This is a genomic window from Corynebacterium doosanense CAU 212 = DSM 45436, assembly GCF_000767055.1.
Classification (GTDB): domain Bacteria; phylum Actinomycetota; class Actinomycetes; order Mycobacteriales; family Mycobacteriaceae; genus Corynebacterium; species Corynebacterium doosanense.
In genome coordinates, this window is record NZ_CP006764.1 from 787,500 (window position 1) to 809,788 (window position 22,289).

Below are 22,289 nucleotides of genomic sequence, written 5' to 3' on the forward strand. Positions count from 1 at the left end.
GTGGAAATCTTCCGTTAGTTCTTCGGACGTTTGGTGTTGGTGCGCACGCCGAGGAGCACGTCCTCCCAGTGGGGAGTGACGGCCTTGCGACGCCGCTTGGCCGGCTTGTCTCCGGCCTCACTCTCCGGGTGCTGCAGGAAATCGTCCTCGGCCTCGTGCGGTGGGTCGGGGACGACGTCGATCTCTGCGGTGTCCCGGGCATCCTGGGCATCCCGGGTGCCGTCGAGCTCGCCGTCCCGGTCACTGTCGGTCCGCAGTTGGTGAGCCGGCATGGCCTCCTCGTAGCGGGTACCCCGACTGATGGAGGTCAGCGAACGCACCGGCTGAACGAAGTCCGGGTCGGTGAGGTCGGCTGCGACGGCGTTGCGGGGCTCGGCGGTGGAGGACGTCGCGCCGTGGCGGTGGAAGACCCACTGCGCCTCGTTTTCGCTGAGGCCCGCCTGCCAGGTCACGCGGATGATCCACTCGCCGTCGGGCTCACGGAAGGCGTCCCAGGTCGCATCCGCCAGGGAGTGACCGCGGGCACCGAAAGCTGCGGCGAGCACCTCGGCGAGGGTGAGTTTGGCCGGGCCGTCCTCGCGCACCGGGTGAGCCTGGCGGGCGAGCTGGGCGATCTGGGAGCGTTCGAGAAGAACGGGGTGGGCGTACACCTCGACGCGGCTGACGGCCACCCCCATCTCCTCGGCCAGCTGCTCCACGCTCGCGCCCGCCCGGATCCGGGTCTGGATCTCCCGGGGGCGAAGGCTCAGCGGCGCGGAGTAGAGGGGATCGGGCTGGGGGAGGGAACGCTGGCGCGCGGCCGGGGTTTCCTCTGCCACCGTCTCCACCTCAGCCGCAGGTTCCGGCTGAGGTTCCTGCGCGGTCGGGCCGGACTCGTTGACGATGGTCACCGGGGTACTGCCGGCGTCCGGCGACGTGGGGCGCAGCGCGGATCGGAGATCCTCGTCGACGCTGAGGAAGTACTGCTCGCCGGACTCGTCGATGAAAACGAGCGAAGTGGGGGTCGAGTCATCGTTGACGAGCTTGAGCTCACGCATTCGCTAGTCCTTATTTGAGTCCGGCGGGTAGTTGTCTTGCCACACTAACGCACGTTGGCGTCTCAGCAGGTCAGGCGCGACGCATAAGTCCTAGTTGTCGCGGCCGACACCCTGCTCGAGGAGGTAGTCGATCGATGCGGTGAGCTTCTCGACGTCCGAGGTCTCGATCGCCGGAAACATACCGATGCGCAGTTGGTTGCGCCCGAGCTTGCGGTACGGCTCGATGTCCAGGACACCGTTCTCGCGCAGGGCGGCGGCCAGCGCCGCGGCGTCGACGTCGTCGGAGAAGTCGATCGTGCCCACCACGAGCGAACGCTTCGCCGGGTCAGAGACGTAGGGAGTGGTCTCCTCGCGGGCCTGTGCCCAGGAGTACAGCGCCTCGGCGTTGGCGGTGGTGCGACGCACCATGCCGTCCAGCCCGCCGTTGACGTTCATCCACTGGATCTGGTTGTCCAGCATGAGCAGGGTGGCCACGGCCGGGGTGTTGTAGGTCTGGTTCTTCCGCGAGTTGTCCAGCGCGGTGGCCAGGTCCAGGAAGGCGGGGATGAAACGCCCGGACCGGGAAATGCGCTCGATGCGTTCGAGGGCAGCGCGGGAGAGGGCGGCGAGCCAGAGGCCGCCGTCCGAGGCGAACGACTTCTGCGGGGAGAAGTAGTAGGCGTCGGTGTCGGCGATGTTCACCGGCAGGCCACCGGCGCCGGAGGTCGCGTCGATGACGACCAGCGCGTCGGTGTCCGGGCGTTCGATTCCCACCATCGTGCCGGTGGAGGTCTCGTTGTGTGCCCAGGCCACGACGTCGACGTCGTCGACCGCGCCGAGCTCGGCGGGAGAGGGAGCGTCACCGGGCTCGGCGGAGATCACCACGGGTTCCTCCAGCCACGGGGCGGCCTTCGCGGCGGTGGCGAACTTCGAGGAGAACTCGCCGTAGGTCAGGTGGGCGGAGCGCTTCTCAATCAGACCGAAGGTGGCCGCGTCCCAGAACGCTGTGGCGCCGCCCAGGGACAGGGCGATCTCGTAGCCCTCCGGGAGCGAGAAGAGAGACGCCAGGCCCTCCCGGACGGATCCGACGACGTTCTTCACCGCGGGCTGGCGGTGCGAGGTGCCGATGATGTCTCGGCCTGCGGCGGTCACTGCCTCCAGCTGTTCGGGCCGGACCTTTGACGGGCCACAGCCGAAACGACCGTCGACAGGCAGGAGATCGGAAGGGAGGGTGGGATTGACTCTGGTCATGGCGGGGTGGAGCTCCTCAATGGCGAAGGGGTGAAATGAGAATTTTAGCCCCGCGGGCGGTGGAGAAACCGGACGCCCGGTCTATTAAGTCCGACCGGGGGCGGTCCCGGGGGTGATACCCAGCGTCCGCAAAAACTGCAATGCCGATGGTCGATTTTGGTACGCTTGGCTGTGATCAGCTGCGGAGTAACCCCGGATCGGTGACAGCCGACTCGGGTAGATCCACAGAGATTCAGCGATTTCCCGGCAGGATTCCCGTGGAGGACTAGCGTTGTTCCCCGGTACCGAGCCAGCGCACTGTGGCCGCACTGTTTACTACACTGCGGCTACCGTGGCTATCAATACGTTCGAAAGGTAAATGACGTGGCATCAGATAACAAGGACAAGGCAGTACTTCACTACCCCGGTGGCGAGTACGAGATGGATATCGTCCGCGCGACCGAGGGCAATGACGGCTTCGAGCTGGGCAAGCTGCTCGGCGAGACCGGACTGGTCACCTTCGACCCCGGTTATGTCTCCACCGGTTCCACGGAATCCAAGATCACCTACATCGACGGTGACGAAGGAATCCTGCGTTACCGCGGCTACGACATCGCTGACCTGGCGGAGAACGCCACCTTCAACGAGGTCTCCTACCTCCTGATCAAGGGCGAGATGCCCAACCAGGAGCAGCTGGACGACTTCAACACCCAGATTCGCCGCCACACGCTGCTCGACGAGGACTTCAAGTCCCAGTTCAGCGTCTTCCCGCGCAACGCCCACCCCATGGCTGTGCTGGCCTCCTCGGTGAACATCCTGTCGACGTATTACCAGGATCAGCTCAACCCCCTGGACGAGGAGCAGCTGGACAAGGCCACCGTCCGCCTCATGGCTAAGGTTCCCATGCTGGCCGCGTACTCCTACCGCGCCTCCAAGGGTTCCCCGTACCTCTACCCGGACAACGCCCTGAACACGCGCGAGAACTTCCTGCGCATGATGTTCGGCTACCCGACCGAGCCCTACGACGTCGATCCCATCCTGGTCAAGGCCCTGGACAAGCTCCTCATCCTCCACGCCGACCACGAGCAGAACTGCTCCACCTCCACGGTCCGCATGATCGGCTCCTCCCAGGCGAATATGTTCGTCTCCATCGCCGGCGGCATCAACGCCCTCTCCGGCCCGCTGCACGGTGGCGCCAACCAGGCTGTCCTGGAGATGCTAGAGGACATCCAGAACAACCACGGCGGCGACGCGACCGAGTTCATGAACCGCGTGAAGAACAAGGAGAAGGGTGTCCGCCTCATGGGCTTCGGACACCGCGTGTACAAGAACTACGACCCGCGCGCGGCGATCGTCAAGGATCTCGCCCACGAGGTTCTCGAGCACCTCGGTGGCGACTCCATGCTGGATCTCGCCATGGAGCTGGAGCAGATCGCGCTGAGCGACGACTACTTCGTCTCCCGCAAGCTCTACCCCAACGTGGACTTCTACACCGGCCTCATCTACCGCGCCATGGGCTTCCCGACGGACTTCTTCACCGTCCTCTTTGCCATCGGCCGCCTGCCGGGCTGGATCGCCCACTACCGTGAGCAGCTCGAGCTCAACACCAAGATCAACCGTCCGCGGCAGATCTACACCGGCGCCACCCAGCGCACGGTGACTCCCCGCGACCAGCGCTAAATCCGCTGCACCGTGACCCCGGCACCGCCGGGCATGATGTTCTCCTTATACAATGATGAGAGAACCATGCCCGGCGGTTCGCCGTTGGCAGGGGCTCAGCTAGAGCTCGCATGTCCCGATTGAACACTCAAGGAGAATGCCCCATGGGAAATGAAGAGAATTTGGAAAAACCCGTCATTGAGGTTCCGGATGCTCCGGCACCCGAGGGACTCGTCTTCGAGGACCTCATCATCGGCGAGGGCGAAGAAGCCCGTGCCGGTGGAATGGTGGAAGTCCACTACGTCGGAGTCGACTACGCCACCGGCCAGGAGTTCGACTCCTCCTGGGGTCGCGGAGAGTCCATCGAGTTCCCGCTCAACGGACTCATCGCCGGTTGGCAGGAAGGCATCCCCGGCATGCGTGTCGGCGGGCGTCGCCAGCTGACCATCCCGCCGGAGCTGGCCTACGGCCCCGCGGGTGGCGGACACCCGCTCGCCGGACTGACCCTGGTCTTCATCATCGACCTCATCAGCGCCAGCTAGCTCCCTCCCGCCACTGGTTGGGGATCACGGTTTCTACCGTGGCCCCCTTTTTTGCGCGCCGCGGCCGTGACGTGGGGGAACAGGGAGGATGTGGGGGTAGAAAACTACACCCCTTGGCACTCCCTGCGTGTGCGGGTGGAGTTTCGTGTGTGTTCTAAGTTATTTTTATCTACGAACAAAGCTCAGGGCCGCCTCGGCGTCATGAGAAACAGCTACCCGTATCAATGAAAGGAAGTGGACCATGGCTGAAAGCAGAGCCGCGGCCGCTGCCCCCCGGCGACGCACCCCGTCGCCCGAGGAGTACATCGCAATGCAGGAGAGCGGGCAGTTCGCCGACCTGCGCAGGACTTTCCGTGGATTTACGTTCCCGGTATTCATCGCCGCGCTCGTGTGGTACTTCGTGTACATGGTCAGCGCCATCTACTTCCCGGAAGTTATGGGCCGGCCCTTCCTGGGCATGAACGTGGGCATCTGGTTCGGCCTCGCCCAATTCGTCACCACCTTCGCCATCACCTGGATCTACGTGGTGTACGCGAACAAGAACTTCGAGCCGCGCCAGGCCGCGATTCGTGCAGAAATGGAAGGCTAGAACATGAACGTTGTCCATCTCGCACAGGAGACCCCGGCGGCCACCGGCAACCCGATTCTCAACATCGCCGTCTTCGTGATCTTCATCGTGGTCACCATGACCATCGTGACCCGCGTCGGCCGCACCCCGAAGAGCGGGGACGCCTCCGAGTTCTACACCGGCGGCGCGTCCTTCAGTGGCACCCAGAACGGCCTGGCCATCTCCGGTGACTACCTCTCCGCGGCCTCCTTCCTGGGCATTGTCGGCGCCATCGCGCTCAACGGCTACGACGGCTTCCTCTACTCCATCGGCTTCTTCGTCGCCTGGGTCAGCGCCCTGCTACTCGTCGCCGAGCCCATGCGTAACGTCGGCCGCTTCACCATGGCGGACGTGCTCTCCTTCCGACTGCGGCAGAAGCCGGTCCGCGTTGCCGCGGCACTGAGCACCCTGTTTGTCTCCCTCTTCTACCTCATCGCGCAGATGGCCGGCGCCGGCTCGCTGGTCGCCGTGCTGCTGAACATCCACGACGTGTTCTGGCAGTCGATCATCGTCGCCGTCGTCGGTGTCATCATGATCGCCTACGTCCTCATCGGCGGCATGAAGGGCACCACCTACGTCCAGATGATCAAGGCTGTCCTGCTCGTCGGCGGCGTCATCATCATGACCGTCCTTGTGTTCATTTCCGTCCGTGGCGGAATGGGCAACCTGCTCGACGCGGCCGTGGACATGCACGGCAGCTCCGCCAACGCGGCGAAGAAGGGCTACGAGGCCAGCGCGATCCTCGAGCCGGGTCTGCAGTACGGCGCGACGAACATGTCCAAGCTGAACTTCATCTCCCTGGGCCTCGCCCTGGTGCTGGGCGTCGGCGGTCTCCCGCACGTGCTCATGCGCTTCTACACGGTTCCCACCGCCACCGAGGCCCGCAAGTCCGTCACTGTGGCCATCATCCTCATCGGCGCGTTCTACCTGATGACCCTGATCCTCGGCTACGGCGCCGCAGCCCTGGTCGGACCGGACCGCATCCTCGCCGCCCCGGGTGGCGCGAACTCGGCAGCCCCGCTGCTCGCCTTCGAACTCGGCGGCTCGCTGTTCATGGCGCTCATCTCCGCGGTGGCCTTCGCCACCGTGCTCGCGGTCGTCGCCGGCCTGGCCATCACCGCCTCCGCTTCGGTCGCACATGACCTCTACGCCGCGGTGATCCGCGACGGACAGGCCACCGAGGCCGAGCAGGTGCGTGTCTCGCGCATCACCGTCGTGGTCATCGGCGTCGCGTCGATCGTCCTGGGCATCCTGGCCATGCAGCAGAACGTCGCCTTCCTCGTGTCCCTGGCCTTCGCCATCGCCGCGTCGGCGAACCTGCCCACCATCCTGTACTCCCTGTACTGGAAGCGCTTCAACACCACCGGTGCGGTCGCGTCGATCTACACCGGCCTCATCTCTGCGCTCGTGCTGATCTTCTTCTCCCCGGCCGTGTCCGGAGCGGAGACGTCCATGATCACGGGTGCGGACTGGTCCTGGTTCCCGCTGACCAGCCCGGGCATCATCTCCATCCCGCTGGGCTTCCTCGGCGGCATCGTCGGCACCTACATCGGCAAGCCTGACAACCTCCGTGCCCTCCAGGCCGAGATGGAAGTCAAGTCCCTCACGGGCGTCGGCGTCGAAGGCGTGGTCAACCACTAGGTTCCCGCCCTCGCGCAGCAGACGCGTGTGCATACTGCCGTCGATAAGCATTCAGCTTTTCGGCGGCAGTATTATGTTTTTCCGTGCCTGAAAATCGCCGATTTCCCGCCGTCACCGCCACGCTCGCGGTGTTACTGGCCGCAGCCGTGACCGCGATCCCCGTGGTGTGGGTGAGCGGGGCGGGGGAGCGCGCGGACGAATCCCCGGACGCCATCGCCGTCGGAGGTTCCGCCACCGCGCCCGTGCCGGAGCCGGCGGAGCCCGAGGTGGTGGAGTTCGTGGAGAACTCCACCGGGCCGCAGGCGAGCTTCTACTCCCTGGCAGACGGCCACCGGGTGGGCACGGCCACGGAGCGCTTCGCCCGGCCGGCCCTGAGCCTGGCCAAACTCTTCATCGCCGCGTACGTCATCGAGCACGGCACGGAGGAGGAGACCTACCAGGCGATCCACATGATCAGTGACTCCAGCGACGAGGCCGCGGACGAGCTGTACAAGAAGTACCCGGACTCCATCGACGAGGTGGCCGAGGAATACGGGCTCTACTCCACCCGCGGCGCCGACCGCTGGGGATACTCGGATACCTCGACCTACGACGTGGTCACGTTCGTGGCCACGCTGCTGGCAGAGGACCCGACGCACCCCATCCTCGTGGCCATGCACATGGCTGATCCCGTGGCCGAGGACGGCTACGGGCAGGACTTCGGCACCTCACTGCTCCCGGGAGCAGTGGGGACGAAGTGGGGGTGGTCGGACGACCTGTCGCTGCATTCGTCCGTGACCTTCGGCAACGGCTGGGTCGCCGCCGCGGCGGTGACCGGGTCGCCGGACGACCTCACCAAGTTCGTGGAGACGCAGATGTCCGACGTGGTTGAGGAGGCCAACGAGGCCGGCCGCTCCTAGCGGATGGCCTGGGCGATCTGCTGGGCGAGCGACAGGCCCTGCTCCAGCTGCTGGCCGGAGATGGATGAGCCGCCGATGTTGATGTCCGGGTAGCGCGTCGACGGGGTGCCCGGGTTGGCGGGCGTGCCCGGGTTGGCGGGCACCTGCGGGGTGGCGGTCTTGCCGGCCTGCCACTGGCCCCAGTTCGCCTTGTAGACGTGGTTGAGATCGACCTCGACGCCGCCGACCTTGCCCGCGCTGTTCTGGAACTGGTGCAGGTGGATGGCCGGGTGGATCCTGCCGTTCGAACCCCAGTTGTGCTGCCAGAAGAACTGCCCGAGCTTGTCGGCGATGGCCCACTCGATGGTGGAGTAGTTGCCGTAGATGCCCATGCTGTATCCGGCGGCCTTCAGCGCCGTCTGGAATCCCTGCAGGTAGGGGCGGATGAGGGTGGTGTACTGCTGCTGGGTCGGGTTGTCGTCGATGGCCACGTAGATGGGCACGCCGGTGGGTCCACCGGCCGCGCGGTGCAGGGCGATGGCCTGCGGGGCGTGCTCGGCGACGCCGGCCGCGCCACGCTTCCAGTCCGCGGTGGTGTCGCGGCCGAACTGGTAGATGGAGGCGGTGAAGAGGCCGTTGTTGGCGAAGTCCTGCGTCTCCTTGAGCGAGACCGGCTTGCCCAGCATCCACTCGGCGCCCGGGCGGCGCTGGGAGACGTAGCGGATGGCACCGATGTGGCCGGCGGCCTTCACCGAGGCGGCGGAGGGCACGCCGGCGGAGAAGTCGATGATGGTGCCGAGCACGCCGGCGGGGGCGGCGACGGCCCGGGGAGCGGCGCTCAGGGAGGCGGCGCCGAAGGTTCCGGCGGCGACGGCGACGGAGGCGGCTTTGAGCAGGCCGCGGCGGGACAGGGAGTGCTTTTCGACGGGCACGGGTGCGTTCTCCTGGACTGGAATGTTGTCGCAACAGATGTCACAACAATTGACAAACGTTGACTATAACAACATTGGCCCCAGGCGGCTAGGCCAGGCGCAACCGTCGCCCGGCCCAGTTGTCGATGAGCCAGCGGTCGTGCGTGGCCACCACCAGCGTCCCGTCCCACGCGGCCAGCGACGCCTCAAGCGCCTCGATCGCGTCCAGATCGAGATAGTTGGTCGGCTCGTCCACCAGCAGAATGTCCGGATGCGCCGCGGCGGCCAGGGCGAGCTGGACACGCCGCTGATTGCCGTCGGAAAGCTCGGGCACCGGGGTGGCCCAGTATTTCGGGTGCACAAAACCCTGCCCCACCTCACCGATGCCTTCCTCCCAGATCTCCTCGGGCACATCCCCGCGCCGGGGGAGGCTCTGCGGGAGACAGGTGGCCGCGTGGCGCTGCGCGATCCGGTTCAGCATCGTCGACTTGCCCGAGCCGTTGGCGCCGGTGATCAGCAACTTCTCCCCCGCGGAGACCTGCACGGAGACGGGCCGCAGCCGCCCCGGGACGTGGGCGTCGCGGACGTCGATGGCCACCCCACCGCTACCCGGCGAGGCGGGCGGGAGCGGGAAATCGGTGGTGTCCTCCCGGGGCTTGCGCACCTCCACGGCCTCCAGCCGTTCCAGGCGTTTCTCGTCGTCACTGCGTCGGCGCGTGGACACCTTCTGGGCGCGGTCGGCGTAGAACTTCTTGGCCGCTCTGATCTCGGATCGCGGGGTGAACGCGGCGTGTCCGACCACGCCGCTGTCGCGCTGGTGCTGGGTGAGCCGGTGTTTCTCCGCCTGCTGGCGTTCGTGGAGCTCGGCGTGGGTGGCGCGGGCATCGGCCTTGGCCGCGAGATAGTCGGAGTAGTTGCCCCGCGAGCGGTAGACCGCGTTGCGCCACCGCTGTCCGTCGGCGACGGCCAGCGCCTCCCACGCGGCCGTGTCCAGGTCGAGGATGCCCGTGGCCACGCGGTCGAGGAAGGCGCGGTCGTGACTGACCATGAGCACCGGCCCGTTCCATCCCAGGAGGGTCTCGGCGAGGAAGTCCACCCCCTGGGCGTCCAGGTGGTTGGTGGGTTCGTCGAGCACGAGGCTCGCCGGGCGGCCGATGATGAGGGCGGCCAGCTCGAGGCGGCCTCGCTGACCGGGGGAGAGCGTATCGACGTCCGTTTCCCGCTCCACCCCGGCGAGGCCGAGCCCGGCCAGCACGGTGGCCACCTGGGCGTCGAGGCTCCACACGTCCAGCGCCGTCATGCGGGAGAGGATGTCGTCGTACTCCTCGGCGAGGCGGGGAGAGGAGTCCTCGGCGATCTCGGTGTTCAGGGCGTCGAAACGCTGCTGAAGCCCGAGGTGCTCGGAGGTGGCGGTGTCGAGCACGCCGCCGACGGTGCGCGCGGAGGCGGTGGCGAGGGGCTGGGAGAGCCCGGTCACCGAGCCCCGTTCCGGCCGTAGCTCGCCGCGGGCCAGGCGCAGGATGGTGGTCTTGCCCGCACCGTTGGGGCCGACGATGCCCAGGCGCTCGGCAGGCCCGCAGGAGAACGACAGGTGCGCGAGCAGGGGTTTTGTGGTGTACGAGAAGAAGACGTCGGAGAAATTGACTACCGGCACGGGAGCCCTTCCTGAGGTGGGGGAAACGGGGGGCTGGGGGAGCGCGCTCAGTAGTTCATGAGGCCAGATTAGCGGATAAGATTTCGAATTATGTCTAGCGCCGTTGATTCGATGCCGAGGTTCGACCGGGGCCCGCGGCCCTACTTCCGGGGTCTGCTGCACGCCCATGCGGTCTGGTATTTCGCCGGTACGGGCAGCGCCCTGACCGTCGCCTCGTTCATCCTGCACGGTTCGTCCGCGCTGAGCTGGTTCACCGCGCTCTACGCCGTGTGCCTGGTGGCCATGCTGGGCGTCTCCGGCCTCTACCACCGTGCGCCGTGGCGCAGCGAGGGGGCCGTCAGGGGTTGGCGGCGTGCAGATCACTCGATGATCGCCATCTTCATCGCGGGTACGTACGGGCCGGTGACCGTCTCGACGTTCGACACATTTGCCGACGGCCAGTGGGTGCTCCTCGTCTGCTGGATTGCCGCGCTGGTGGCGGTGGCGATCAACGTGTTCTGGATCGGCCACCCGCGCTGGCTGGACGTCGGCATCTACCTCGCGCTGGGCTGGCTGATCATCTTCAAGATCGCCGACTTCGCCCGCGAAGTGCCCACGGCCGCAGGCTTGCTGATCGTCATCGGCGGGCTCATCTACATGGTCGGCGCGATCAGCTACGGCCTCAAACGCCCCAACTTCTCCGAGCGCTGGTTCGGCTTCCACGAGTTCTTCCACGCCACCACCGTCGTCGCGGCGGGGCTGCACCACGTGGCCATCTGGCTCATCGTGCTGGAGTCTTAGGGGCTCGGTGGGTCGACAGCTGTCACCGTCCGAAAGACAAACGACGAGACCACGCCTTTCGCCCAGCCCAGATGACGAAAGACGAGCGGCCTCGTCGTTTGTCTTTCGCGCCGGGAGGGCCGGAGGGCGCCAGGCGCGACCGCACAGCACAAAGCCCCGCAGCATCGGCCGCGGGGCTTTTCACAACGTGCCCCAGGCAGGATTCGAACCTGCGACACCCGCTTTAGGAGAGCGGTGCTCTATCCCCTGAGCTACTGGGGCCAGGGCGCATCCCAGGTTACCCGACGCCGGGCGGGCAACGAAAAGGCAGGTGAACTGCCGTATCTCGCTTCTCGACGGGCCCCGCAGCCCCTTCACTGCGCCACAGCGCCTACTCTGAGAGCAACGAACTTTTCCCTACGAAAGGAACCCGCGGCCATGAGCGAGAATCCCACCTTCACCGACGTTCAGCGCCGGGAGATTTTCACCGAGATCGTCTCCCGGGACGGGGTCAAGGCGCTGTCCATCGAGCGCAGCATTCCCGGGGGTTCCAGCACCCGCCTCATGCTGCTCAACCGCCTCGACGCGCAGCAGCTCTTCCACGTCATCGAGCACTATCTCAAGGAGGTCTACGCGGGGGAGCTCGCCGGTGGCGAGATCGAGCTGTCCCCGGAGGACATGCTCAAGTTCTTCGGCGAGGAGGAGCTCTAAGACTCCAGCTCCGCGAGCTTCGCCCGGACCTCGGCCGCGGGCGGGTTGGTGGCGTGGGTGCCGTCGGAGTACTTCACGGTGGGGACCACACGGTTGCCGCCGTTGACGGACTTCACCCACTCAGCGGCGGCTTCGTCCTGCTCGACGTCGACCACGTCGTAGTCGGCTCCGGCGACGTCGAGACCCGCCAGGAGTGCGCGGCAGTGGGGGCACCAGTCGGTGGCGTAGATGGTTACGTTGCTCATGAAGAAACCTTTCGTAGGTAGGTCTGGAAACGGAAGCGGGCGGGCTCGTCGGAACCGTCCACGGTACCCTTTTCCGAGGTCATCCACTCGGATTCCTCGGTCAGTTCGAAATCGGGGCCGATCTCGGGGGCATAGACGACGGAGACGACGGAGTCGACGGAGTGGGCGAGGAGGGCGTCGATAAGCGTCACTTCGATCCTGTCCACCTGGCTCAGGGTGGCGGCGTAGACCTCGCCGCCGCCGGTGATCCAGCCGCTGAGGCCGTCGATGCCCGTGATCACCTCGGCGCCGCGGGACCAGTCGCCGGGCTCGCGGCTGGAGAGGACGTAATTCGTGCGGCCGGGCAGCGGGCGGAATCGCTCGGGTAGTGCCAGCCAGGAGCGCGATCCCATGATGACGGGGTCGCCCATGGTGATGTCCTTGAAGTGGCGCAGGTCCTCGGGGATGTGCCAGTTCATGTCCGTGCCGTCGCCGATGACCCGGTCGAGCGACTGCGCCCAGATTGCGCCGAGCATCAGACGGACACCGGGGCCTTGATCGCGGGGTGGGGGTCGTAGCCGGTGGTCTCGAAGTCGTCGAAGCCGTAGTCGAAGATGGAGTCGGCCTTGCGGATCTTCAGCTGCGGGTACTCGCGCGGCTCGCGGCTGAGCTGCTCGGTCACCTGCTCGATGTGGTTGTCGTAGATGTGGCAGTCGCCGCCCGTCCAGATGAGCTCGCCCACCTCAAGCCCGGCCTGTTGCGCGAACATGTGCGTGAGCAGGGCGTACGAGGCGATGTTGAAGGGCACGCCCAGGAACATGTCCGCCGAGCGCTGGTAGACCTGCATGCTCAGGCGGCCGTCGACCACGTAGAGCTGGAAGAGCAGGTGGCACGGCAGCAGTGCCATCTTGTCCAGCTCCGAGACGTTCCACGCGCTGACGAGGTTGCGGCGGGAATCCGGATTTTCCTTGAGCGTATCGACGGCGCGTGCAATCTGATCGATGTGCTCACCGTCCGGTGTCGGCCAGGAGCGCCACTGCACGCCGTAGACCGGGCCGAGCTCGCCGTCCTCGTCCGCCCACTCGTTCCAGATGCGGATCTTGTTCTCCTGCAGCCAGCCGACGTTCGATTCGCCGCGCAGAAACCACAGCAGCTCGCCGGCGACGGCATGGAAGTAGACCTTCTTGGTGGTCAGCAGGGGGAAGGATTCCGAGAGGTCGTAGCGGATCTGGCGGCCGAACACACTCCGGGTTCCGGTGCCGGTGCGGTCGGACTTCACGGCTCCGTTGAGAAGGACGTCGCGAAGCAGATCCTCATAAGGGGTGGAGATGGGGCTCATGCTGGGTACTCTAACCCGATTTGCGTGCCAGGAACGACCCGTGCTGGTCGAAGTAGTCGCTCGCGTGGCCGAGGATCTCGTCCGCCAGTTCCGGGCGGCAGATGAGCAGATCGGGGATGTAGGTGTCAGCGTTGTTGTAGACGAGTTTGTCGCCGTTGAGGCGCGAGGCGTGCAGCCCCGACGCCAGGGCCACACCGACGGGAGCGGCCTGATCCCACTCGTACTGCCCGCCGGCGTGCACGTAGGCGTCATAGTCGCCGATGAGCACGTTCATGGCCTTCGCGCCGGCCGAGCCGACCCCGACGATCTCGGAGCCGATCTTCTCACACACGTAGGTGGCCACCTCCGGGGGGCGGTTGCGCGAGACGACGATCTTGTTCGCGAGCGGGCCCTGGACGTGCTTGGCGTCCGAGGAGGAGAAGACCACGCCCAGGTCGGGCAGGCCCACCGCAGCGTGCTGCGGGATGCCGTCGATGACCAGGGCGATGTGCACGGCCCAGTCCTGGCGGCCGGTGGCGAACTCCTTGGTGCCGTCGAGCGGGTCGATGATCCACACCCGGTTCTTTTTCAGGCGCGCCGGGTTGTCCGCGGCCTCCTCGGAGAGGAAACCGTCGTCGGGCCGGTGCTGCTCGAGGACACGAGCGATCCAGTTCTGCGCCAGCTCGTCGCCGGCCTCGCCGAGGGCGCGACCGCGCAGGAGTCCGACGCCGCGGACCCCCTTGAGGATCTCGCCGGTGCCCTGGGCGATCAGGTCGGTCAGCCGGGCATCTGAAAGTGGGGCGCTCATGGTTAACCACCCTAGTCGCGGCGATAGAGTTGGGCATTATGACCGATGACGTCCTGGGCCTGTTCCGCCCGCAGGTGGCCACCTGGTTCCGGGACGTGTTCGAGCAACCGACCCCGGTGCAGGAGCAGGCGTGGCGGGCGATCGCCGCGGGGGACAACGCGCTGGTGGTCGCCCCGACCGGTTCGGGCAAGACGCTGGCGGCATTTCTCTGGGCGCTCAACGGGCTGGTGGAGCAGGCGGGACAGCAGGCGCTGCCCGTCGCGGCGCAGGGGTCGACCGGCGGCCACGGCGGCGTCAAGGTCCTCTACATCTCGCCGCTCAAGGCCCTGGGCGTGGACGTGGAGAACAACCTGCGCGCGCCGTTGACCGGCATCTCCCGCACCGCGCAGCGCCTCGGCCTGGACCTGCCGGACATCTCCGTGGGGGTGCGCTCGGGCGACACCCCGGCCGCCGAGCGGGCGCGGCAGCTGCGCCGCCCGCCGGACATCCTCATCACCACGCCGGAGTCCGCGTACCTCATGCTCACGTCGAAGGCGGCGGGGATCCTCAAGGACGTGGACACCGTCATCATCGACGAGATCCACGCGCTGGCCGGTTCCAAGCGTGGCGTGCACCTGTCCCTGACCCTGGAGCGCCTGGCCCGGCTAGCCGGCGACGTGCAGCGCATCGGTCTCTCCGCCACCGTGCGCCCCCTGGAGACGGTGGCGCACTTCCTCGGTGGCCAGCGCCCCGTCGAGCTCATCGCCCCGCCGGGTCACAAGAAGTGGGAGCTCTCTGTCCGGGTGTCCGTGGACGACATGGCGGATCTGCCCGTGCCCGAGGAGGGCTCGACCATCGGCGAGGCGGTCATCGACGATCCGCTGGGGCTCTCCGGCGCCCCTTTGGGGGAGGAGTCCGCGCTCCCGCAGCAGAAATCCATCTGGCCGTTCATCGAGCAGTCGCTCTACGAACAGATCCAGCAACACCGCTCGACGCTCGTCTTTGTCAACTCCCGGCGCACCGCCGAGCGTCTGACCAGCCGGATCAACGAACTCTGGGCGATGGAGCACGACCCGGACTCCCTCAGCCCGGAGCTGCGGCGTGACCCGGCCCAGCTGATGAAGTCCGTCGACGTGGCTGGAAAAGCACCCGCGGTCATCGCCCGCGCCCACCACGGATCGGTGTCCAAGGAGGAACGCGCCACCACCGAACGCATGCTCAAGGAAGGCTCGCTCAAGGCCGTCGTGTCCACCAGTTCGCTGGAGCTGGGCATCGACATGGGTGCCATCGACCTGGTGGTGCAGGTGGAGTCACCGCCCTCGGTGGCCTCTGGCCTGCAGCGCGTGGGCCGCGCCGGGCACAGCGTCGGAGCGGTGTCCCAGGGCACGTTCTACCCCAAGCACCGCTCCGACCTGGTGCAGACGGCCGTGACCGTCGAGCGCATGCGCTCCGGGATGATCGAGGAACTCAAGGTCCCCGCCAACCCGCTGGACGTGCTGGTGCAGCAGACCGTCGCCGCCGTCGCCGTGGAGGACATCGATGTGGACGAGTGGTACGCCACCGTGCGCCGGGCGTACGCCTACCGCGATCTCGACCGGGACGTCTTCGACTCGGTCATCGACCTGGCCAGCGGCATCTACCCCTCGGCGGACTTCGCCGAGCTCAAACCCCGCATCGTCTTCGACCGCGCCACCGGCATGATGAGCGCCCGGCCCGGCGCGCAGCGTGTGGCCGTGACCAACGCCGGCACCATCCCGGACCGCGGCATGTTCGGCATCTTCCTGCTCGGCGGGGAGGGCAACCCGCGCCGGGTGGGCGAGCTCGACGAGGAGATGGTCTACGAGTCCCGGGTGGGTGACGTGTTCACCCTCGGCGCCTCCAGCTGGCGCATCGAGGACATCACGCGCGACCAGGTGCTGGTCACCCCCGCGCCGGGTCACACCGGACGCCTGCCATTCTGGACCGGCGACTCTCAGGGTCGCCCCTACGAGCTGGGCCGCGCGCTGGGGGAGTTCCGCCGGGAGATCCGCGAGCACCCGGAAAGAATGCCGGATCTCGACGACCGTGCGCGCTCCAACCTGCTCGGCTACCTCACCGAGCAGGAGGAGGCGACCGGCTCCATCCCTGACGAGAAGACACTCATCCTCGAGCGTTTCCGCGACGAACTGGGCGACTGGCGAGTCATCCTGCACACCCCGTTCGGCCGCGGGGTCAACGCGGCATGGGCCTTGGCCGTGGGCCAGCGGGTGGCCGAGCGCACCGGCATGGACGCCCAGGCGGTCGCAGGTGACGACGGCATCGTCCTGCGTCTGCCCGAAGCCGATAATGAGCCCGACGGCTCCCTGTTCATCTTCGACGCCGACGAGATCGAGCAGATCGTCACCGAACAGGTCGGCGGCTCCGCGCTGTTCGCCTCCAGATTCAGGGAGTGTGCCGCCCGCGCGCTTCTTCTGCCCCGGCGCAACCCCGGCAAGCGCGCCCCGTTGTGGCAGCAGCGCCAGCGCGCGGAGCAGCTGCTCGACGTCGCCCGCAAATACCCCAGCTTCCCCATCATCCTGGAGACCGTGCGCGAATGCCTGCGCGACGTCTACGACCTGCCCGCCCTGCGCGAGGTCATCGAGGCGCTCAACCTTCGGCGCATCCGCGTCGCCGAGGTCACCACCGACCAGCCCAGCCCGTTCAGCTCCAGCCTGCTGTTCAACTACACCGGCGCCTTCATGTACGAGGGCGACAGCCCGCTGGCGGAGAAACGCGCTGCCGCCCTCGCCCTGGACCCGGCCCTGCTGGCCAAACTCCTCGGCACCGTCGAACTACGGGAGCTTCTCGACGCCGAGATCATCCAGGAGGTCCATGACCAGCTCCAGTGGGTCGGCCGAGCGCGAACCTCCGAGGAACTGGCGGATGTACTGCGCATCCTCGGCCCGGTGGACGTCGATAAGCTCCCCGTCCACACCACCTTCGATGATCCCCTCACCGTGGCCAGGGCCAACCTCGCGGGCCGCTTCATGGAGGTGCGCATCGGCGGGCGGGCGCACCTGGCACAGGTGCCGGACGCGCCGCTGCTTCGCGACGGCCTCGGGGTCCCCGTCCCACCCGGCGTCCCGGCCCAGCAGTTGACCATCACCGATGCGCTGGAGCAGCTCATCGCGCGCTGGTCACGCACCCGCGGTCCCTTCGTGCTCCGCGACCTGGCCGAGGCCTTCGGGCTGGGCGCCGGCGCCGCGCACCAAGCCATGCAGCCGCTCATCCGCGATGGACGCATCATCGAGGGCCGCTATCGGCAGGGTGTCGACGAGCAGGAATACTGCGCCGCCGCGGTCTTAAAGATCATCCGCTCACGCTCGCTCGCCATCGCCCGCGCGCAGACCCAACCGGTGAGCCAGAGCGCCTTCGCCCGCTTCCTGCCCGACTGGCAGCAGGTCGCCGCCGTGGGACAGCGCGCACCGCTGCGCGGAGCCGACGGCGTCTTCACCGTGGTGGAACAGCTGGCCGGCGTGCGCCTGCCCGCGTCCGCCTGGGAGTCGATGGTGCTGCCCGGTCGGGTGGGGGACTACTCGCCGCTGCATCTCGACGAACTCACCTCCGCCGGCGAAGTGCTCATCGTCGGCGCGGGGACCGCCGGTGCCCGCGATCCGTGGATCATGCTGTTGCCCGCCGACTACGCCGCCGAGCTGCTCCCCGACATCGAAGAAGAGGGCCTGAGCATGGTGCAGGAGACCGTGCTCGACATCCTGCGCCGGGGAGGCGGCTTCCACTTCCAGGACATCGCCGACCAGGTGCCCGCGACTCCGGACGAACTGCGCGAGGCGATGTGGGGACTGGTGGAGATGGGACTGGTTTCCCCGGACGGCTTCGCCCCGGTCCGCGCACGCCTGGCCGGCGGCAAAACCGCCCACAAGGCCAAGCGCCGCCCCACCCGATCGCGCCTGCGCATGGGCCGCGCCGGGATCCCACGCCAGCAGGTCCCGCCCGACATGGTGGGCCGCTGGGCGCTGACCCCGGCCGGCTCGACGGACGCCACCACCCGTTCACTCACCCGCGGCGAGACCTGGCTCGAGCGCTACGGCGTGCTCACCCGTGGCTCGGTCGTCGCCGAGGCCGTGACCGGCGGTTTCGCCCTGGCCTACCGGGTCCTCTCGGGTTTCGAGCAGTCCGGAAAGGCCATGCGCGGCTACCTCGTGGAAGGCCTCGGCGCCTCGCAGTTCTCCACGCCGGCGATCATCGACCGGTTGCGCGCGCACGCCGATTCCCCCGATGTGCAGGGTTGGCCGTCGGGAAGCCCGGACCCCGCCGTGCACGTGCTCGCCGCGGCGGATCCCGCCAACCCCTACGGTGCCTCGCTGCCCTGGCCCGAACAGGGCCCGTCCCGGGCGGCGGGTGCTCTCGTGGTGCTTGTCGACGGCCTCCTGCTCGCCCACATCACCCGCGGGGGCAAGACCCTGACCACGTTCTTCGGCTCCCTGCCCGCCGGCCTCGAGGTGGGGGAGGAGGAGCTGGTGTCCGTTCTGGTGCGCGCGTTGGCCTCGGTGGTTTCTTCCGGCGCCATGACGCCGCTGACGGTGGAGAAGATGGACGGGCGAGCCGCCCTGGAATCCCCGCTGCTGCCGGCGATGCGGGCGGCCGGGGCCGCGCTGACACCCCGGGGGGTGCGCATCGGCGGGCGCTCGGCACCGCCGCGGACCGCGCAACGGGGGCGCAGCGTGTCGGATGCGCTGGAGGACCTGAACTTTGATGATTGAGCGGATGGTGGGCTCGGGGCGTCGATAAGCCTCGCACTACTCTGACACCATGCCCGAAGGTGATTCCGTACTCCAGCTGTCCAACCGGCTGCAGTTCATGACCGGCCGTGAGGTTCTGAAGACGGACCTGCGCGTGCCTCGTTACGCCACCACCCGCTTCGACGGCGCGGTGTGCGAGCGGGTGTGGCCCCGGGGAAAGCACCTGTTCATGCAGTTCGGGAGCCTGATCCTGCACACGCACCTGAAGATGGAGGGCACGTGGGCGATGCACCTCAAGGGCGATCGGTGGCGCAAGCCCGGGTACACCGCTCGGGTGGTGCTGCAGCTGGAGGGTGCCCCGCATCCCCGGCCGATCGAGGTGGTCGGGCATGAGCTGGGCCTGGTGGAGGTGATCCGCGCCGACGAGTACGCCGAGCGCATGGGCTACCTCGGTCCGGACATTCTCGACGAGGACTGGGACATCGACGAGGCCGTGCGGCGAATTGAATCGCAGCCGGAGACCACCATTGGCCAGGCCCTGCTGGATCAGCAGCTCGTCGCCGGGCTGGGCAATGAGTACCGCGCCGAGATTTGTTTCCTCATGGGGCTGCACCCGCGGCGGGCCGTGGCCAGCGTGGACGTGCGCGCCGTGCTGGAGCTGTCCCGGCGGCTGATCTGGGCCAACAGAAACTCCCCGATCCGCGTGACCACGGGGGTCAAACGAGCCGGGGAGAATTCTTATGTGTTCGGCCGCTACGCCAAGCCGTGCCGACGGTGCCGGACGCCCATCGAGAAGGAGTTTCTCGGCGGGGGAGCGGACCTGGAGCGGGTCATCTGGTGGTGCCCGTGCTGCCAGGGTTAATCCAGGCGTGAGGCGGGGGTCGAGCCGCCGGTGTTGTCCTGCACGTCCGCGTCGTCGTGGTACTCGCCGTCGTTGTAGTGCTTGCTGTTCTTGCGTTTCTGCTGGCGGCGCAGCAGGTAGATGAACACACCGACGATGATGAGGATGAGGATGAGGTAGACGACGTTGGAGTACTCGCCGACGTACTTCTCCACCAGGTAGTAGCGGTCGCCCAGCCAGATGCCCAGCAGGATGAGCAGGGCGTTCCAGCCCGCGGAGCCGACGGCCGTCCACAGGGTGAAGGTCACCGGGTTCATGCGGTCGATGCCCGCGGGGATGGAGATCAGCGAGCGCACCCCGGGGATGAAACGGCCGAAGAACACCGAGGGGGAGCCGTACTTGTCGAACCAGCCCAGCGCCTTGTCCACGTCCTCGGGCTCGACCAGCCACATCCAGTCGGCGATCCGGCGCAGTCGATCCGCGCCCAGCCACGCACCGATGCCGTAGAGCAGCCAGCCACCCACGATAGAACCCACCGTGGCCCAGATGAAGGTGGGCCAGAAGGTCAGTGAGCCCTGCGAAATGGTGAAGCCCGCCAGCGGGAGCACCACCTCCGAGGGGATCGGCGGGAAGAGGTTCTCCAGGAGGATCGCGATTCCGACGCCGGGGGCACCGAGGATCTCCATGAGGTGGATGACCCAGTCAATGATGGACTGCATGAGGTGGCACTCGGCCTTTCATTCTTGGTGGACGTGCGTCGACCATAGTGCCCCACGGCCCCCGGCCACGACCGGCCCGCCACGCTCTCCCCGGCAAAGAGATAACCTCGTCACATGAACTTCCTACTCAACGTGATCTGGGTGGTCTTCGGCGGTTTCTTCCTCGCCCTGGGTTACTTCCTCTTCGGCATCGTTGCCTGCATCTTCATCGTCACCATCCCGGCTGGCGTGGCCAGCTTCCGCATGGCGGCCTTCGCCATCTGGCCCTTCGGCCGCACGGTCGTGGAACCGGTCCAGGGCACGGGAAGCTTCTCGACGGTCGGCAACGTGGTCTGGTTCATCATCGCCGGCGTCTGGCTCGCGATCGGTCATGTCACCACGGCCGCGGCCCAGGCGGTGACGATCGTGGGCATCCCGCTGGCGATCGCCAACGTGAAGATGATCCCCGTGACCTGCTTTCCCTTCGGTCGCCAGATCGTCGATTCGGACGCCATCCCGTTCGGATGGCGCCCGATGGTGCGCATGTAACTAAATGGTGGTGGGCCAGGTGTGCACCGGCTTGCCGGTCTGCTGCAGCTCCAGGTAGCGGCGCATCATCTCGGCCAGCGCGCCTTCGCGCTCCGGGGTCTTCGGGGTGGTGCCCCACGGCTCGATGGCCGCCAGGGTGCGCAGCTGCCAGTTCGCACCGTTCTGCTTGGTGCGGGCACGCGCCTCGACGATGTCGAGGTACTTGTCGATGATCTCCTTGTCCACCTCGAGGTTCTCCAGCCCCAGGCGCGCCTGCGGGAGCAGATGCTCGGTGATGAGATCACCCACGCCGATGGTCCCCAGGGTGGGCCACTTCATGCGTGCCGACATGCCCGAACGCGCGCCCGCGAGGAAGTTCTTCTCCGCGTCCTGGAACGTCAGCCTCGACCACACCGGGCGGTTCTCGTTGATGAGGTGGTGCAGCAGCCCGTAGTAGAACGCTGCGTCGGCGACGATGTCCACGGGGGTCGGTCCGGCCGGGAGCAGGCGGTTCTCCACCCGCAGGTGCGGCAGGTCCGCGCCCGGATCGTAGATGGGCCGGTTCCAGCGCCACACCGTGCCGTTGTGCAGGTTGAGGTAGTGCAGCGCCGGCGACTTGCCCTTCATGATCGGCGTGCCAGCCACCTCCCGGGACTCCGGAAGCAGCGGGGAGAAGTAACGAACGTTCTCCTCGAAGAGGTCGAACACGCTGGTGATCCACCGCTCGCCGAACCACACCCGCGGGCGCACGCCCTGGGCGACGAGCTCCGAGGTCCTGGTGTCGATGGACTGCTGGAACACCGGGATCCGGCTCTCGTGCCACGTCTTGTGCCCGAGAAACAGCGGTGAATTCGCGCCCAGCGCAACCTGCACGCCGGCGATCGCCTGCGCCGCGTTCCACGCCGGGGCGAAGCGGTTCGGAGCCACCTGCAGATGCAGCTGCATCGAGGTGCAGGTGGACTCCGGGGCGATGTCGGCGAAGTTGTTGACGTTGGTTTCGGGCGAATGGACGTCGACACGCAGCAGCTCGCCGCGGGACTCCATGACGGCGTTGTTCAGCGCCCGGTAGCGGTTCTCCGGCGTCATCCAGGACGGATCCTGGAGCAGCTCGGCGGTGACGGTCGGCAGGGTGCCGATCATGGCCACCTTCACGCCCGCCTTCGCCGCCGCCGCGCGCACGGTGTCCAGGCGCAGCGAGATGCCGTCCTCGAGCTGCTGCAGACCGTCACCGGTGACCTTCATGGTCGGGTGATTCATCTCGACGTTGAAGGCGCCGATCTCGGACTGGTACCCGTCATCGAGCTCCGCGAGCACCTCGCGGTTGCGCAGCGCGGGCTGCATGCTCTCGTCGACGAGATTGAGCTCAAGCTCGAGCCCGATGGTGCCCGTGTCCTCGAACTCGGAGGACTGCAGGTGGCTGTCGAAGATCTCGAGGTCCTCGCCGAGCAGGCGGCGGTACTTGCTGCGCTGCTGCGGTGTGTATTTGTCGGTGGATACGGCGTCGCCCATAGGTACTGAGATAACCACACTTCTGGCCTGGGTGGGGGAAAAATTTCAGGGGCCGGAA

Annotated in this window: 20 protein-coding genes and 1 tRNA gene; 10 read left to right on the top strand and 11 right to left on the bottom strand. The window is 67.2% G+C overall.

The features are described from left to right. Positions 1-14: 14 nt before the first annotated feature. Both sepH and serC read right to left on the bottom strand, forming a co-directional pair. Positions 15-1,037, bottom strand: coding sequence for a septation protein SepH (sepH, locus tag CDOO_RS03930; protein WP_018021977.1), 1,023 nt, complete (start codon positions 1,035-1,037; stop codon positions 15-17). A gap of 90 nt (positions 1,038-1,127) precedes the next feature. After that, positions 1,128-2,267 (bottom strand): phosphoserine transaminase, encoded by a 1,140-nt coding sequence (gene serC, locus CDOO_RS03935; RefSeq protein WP_020384610.1) that lies wholly within the window; start codon positions 2,265-2,267, stop codon positions 1,128-1,130. A gap of 363 nt (positions 2,268-2,630) precedes the next feature. On the opposite strand from serC, the gene CDOO_RS03940 reads away from it, so the two are divergent. From CDOO_RS03940 to CDOO_RS03960, 5 genes are all read left to right on the top strand, one after another. Continuing rightward, positions 2,631-3,926 (top strand): citrate synthase, encoded by a 1,296-nt coding sequence (locus CDOO_RS03940; protein ID WP_018021975.1) that lies wholly within the window; start codon positions 2,631-2,633, stop codon positions 3,924-3,926. 161 nt (positions 3,927-4,087) lie between these two features. After that, positions 4,088-4,447, top strand: a complete 360-nt coding sequence (locus CDOO_RS03945) for an FKBP-type peptidyl-prolyl cis-trans isomerase (protein WP_026159357.1) — start codon at positions 4,088-4,090, stop codon at positions 4,445-4,447. 241 nt (positions 4,448-4,688) lie between these two features. Then, entirely contained in the window at positions 4,689-5,036 is a 348-nt protein-coding gene (locus CDOO_RS03950) for a DUF485 domain-containing protein (RefSeq protein ID WP_018021973.1), read from the top strand. A gap of 3 nt (positions 5,037-5,039) precedes the next feature. Continuing rightward, positions 5,040-6,695 carry a solute symporter family protein gene (locus CDOO_RS03955; RefSeq protein ID WP_018021972.1) on the top strand — a complete coding sequence of 552 codons (1,656 nt, stop codon included), beginning with the start codon at positions 5,040-5,042 and terminating at the stop codon, positions 6,693-6,695. A gap of 83 nt (positions 6,696-6,778) precedes the next feature. Continuing rightward, positions 6,779-7,594 (top strand): hypothetical protein, encoded by an 816-nt coding sequence (locus CDOO_RS03960; protein WP_020384609.1) that lies wholly within the window; start codon positions 6,779-6,781, stop codon positions 7,592-7,594. On the opposite strand, the gene CDOO_RS03965 is transcribed toward CDOO_RS03960, so the two are convergent. Together CDOO_RS03965 and CDOO_RS03970 are read right to left on the bottom strand one after the other, a co-directional pair. After that, positions 7,591-8,505 carry a DUF1906 domain-containing protein gene (locus tag CDOO_RS03965; RefSeq protein WP_018021970.1) on the bottom strand — a complete coding sequence of 305 codons (915 nt, stop codon included), beginning with the start codon at positions 8,503-8,505 and terminating at the stop codon, positions 7,591-7,593. The genes CDOO_RS03960 and CDOO_RS03965 overlap by 4 nt on opposite strands. An 88-nt stretch (positions 8,506-8,593) precedes the next feature. Beyond that, positions 8,594-10,138 carry an ABC-F family ATP-binding cassette domain-containing protein gene (locus CDOO_RS03970; protein ID WP_018021969.1) on the bottom strand — a complete coding sequence of 515 codons (1,545 nt, stop codon included), beginning with the start codon at positions 10,136-10,138 and terminating at the stop codon, positions 8,594-8,596. Between the two features lie 90 nt (positions 10,139-10,228). On the opposite strand from CDOO_RS03970, the gene trhA reads away from it, so the two are divergent. Continuing rightward, the gene (gene trhA / locus CDOO_RS03975) at positions 10,229-10,918 is read left to right on the top strand and encodes a PAQR family membrane homeostasis protein TrhA (RefSeq protein ID WP_026159356.1); all 690 of its coding nucleotides are present in this window, start codon (positions 10,229-10,231) and stop codon (positions 10,916-10,918) included. A 188-nt stretch (positions 10,919-11,106) separates the two neighbouring features. Here the strand turns inward: trhA and CDOO_RS03980 are convergent. Continuing rightward, positions 11,107-11,179: transfer RNA gene (locus tag CDOO_RS03980), tRNA-Arg, on the bottom strand. 156 nt (positions 11,180-11,335) lie between these two features. Here CDOO_RS03980 and CDOO_RS03985 point away from each other — a divergent pair. Continuing rightward, positions 11,336-11,608, top strand: coding sequence for a cg0963 family protein (locus tag CDOO_RS03985; RefSeq protein ID WP_018021967.1), 273 nt, complete (start codon positions 11,336-11,338; stop codon positions 11,606-11,608). Here the strand turns inward: CDOO_RS03985 and CDOO_RS03990 are convergent. From CDOO_RS03990 to CDOO_RS04005, 4 genes are read right to left on the bottom strand one after another with little or no spacing between them, the layout of a single operon-like run. Next, entirely contained in the window at positions 11,605-11,853 is a 249-nt protein-coding gene (locus tag CDOO_RS03990) for a mycoredoxin (RefSeq protein WP_018021966.1), read from the bottom strand. The two genes, CDOO_RS03985 and CDOO_RS03990, sit on opposite strands and share 4 nt — an antisense overlap. After that, complete coding sequence (locus CDOO_RS03995) at positions 11,850-12,368, bottom strand: dihydrofolate reductase (protein ID WP_018021965.1); 519 nt, start codon at positions 12,366-12,368, stop codon at positions 11,850-11,852. The genes CDOO_RS03990 and CDOO_RS03995 overlap by 4 nt, the downstream gene beginning before the upstream one ends. After that, complete coding sequence (locus CDOO_RS04000) at positions 12,368-13,171, bottom strand: thymidylate synthase (protein WP_018021964.1); 804 nt, start codon at positions 13,169-13,171, stop codon at positions 12,368-12,370. The genes CDOO_RS03995 and CDOO_RS04000 overlap by 1 nt, the downstream gene beginning before the upstream one ends. A gap of 10 nt (positions 13,172-13,181) precedes the next feature. Next, the gene (locus tag CDOO_RS04005) at positions 13,182-13,958 is read right to left on the bottom strand and encodes a 3'(2'),5'-bisphosphate nucleotidase CysQ (protein ID WP_018021963.1); all 777 of its coding nucleotides are present in this window, start codon (positions 13,956-13,958) and stop codon (positions 13,182-13,184) included. Positions 13,959-13,996: 38 nt separating this feature from the next. Between CDOO_RS04005 and CDOO_RS04010 the strand changes: the two genes are divergently transcribed. After that, positions 13,997-18,676, top strand: coding sequence for an ATP-dependent helicase (locus CDOO_RS04010; RefSeq protein WP_018021962.1), 4,680 nt, complete (start codon positions 13,997-13,999; stop codon positions 18,674-18,676). Between the two features lie 49 nt (positions 18,677-18,725). Then, positions 18,726-19,517 carry a DNA-formamidopyrimidine glycosylase family protein gene (locus CDOO_RS04015; RefSeq protein WP_018021961.1) on the top strand — a complete coding sequence of 264 codons (792 nt, stop codon included), beginning with the start codon at positions 18,726-18,728 and terminating at the stop codon, positions 19,515-19,517. Here the strand turns inward: CDOO_RS04015 and CDOO_RS04020 are convergent. Then, positions 19,514-20,215, bottom strand: a complete 702-nt coding sequence (locus tag CDOO_RS04020) for a DedA family protein (protein ID WP_018021960.1) — start codon at positions 20,213-20,215, stop codon at positions 19,514-19,516. The genes CDOO_RS04015 and CDOO_RS04020 overlap by 4 nt on opposite strands. A gap of 114 nt (positions 20,216-20,329) precedes the next feature. On the opposite strand from CDOO_RS04020, the gene CDOO_RS04025 reads away from it, so the two are divergent. After that, positions 20,330-20,743 (top strand): YccF domain-containing protein, encoded by a 414-nt coding sequence (locus tag CDOO_RS04025; protein ID WP_018021959.1) that lies wholly within the window; start codon positions 20,330-20,332, stop codon positions 20,741-20,743. Here the strand turns inward: CDOO_RS04025 and CDOO_RS04030 are convergent, their stop codons facing one another. Then, the gene (locus CDOO_RS04030) at positions 20,744-22,231 is read right to left on the bottom strand and encodes a glutamate-cysteine ligase family protein (RefSeq protein ID WP_018021958.1); all 1,488 of its coding nucleotides are present in this window, start codon (positions 22,229-22,231) and stop codon (positions 20,744-20,746) included. It abuts the gene before it with no gap. Positions 22,232-22,289: the final 58 nt, after the last annotated feature.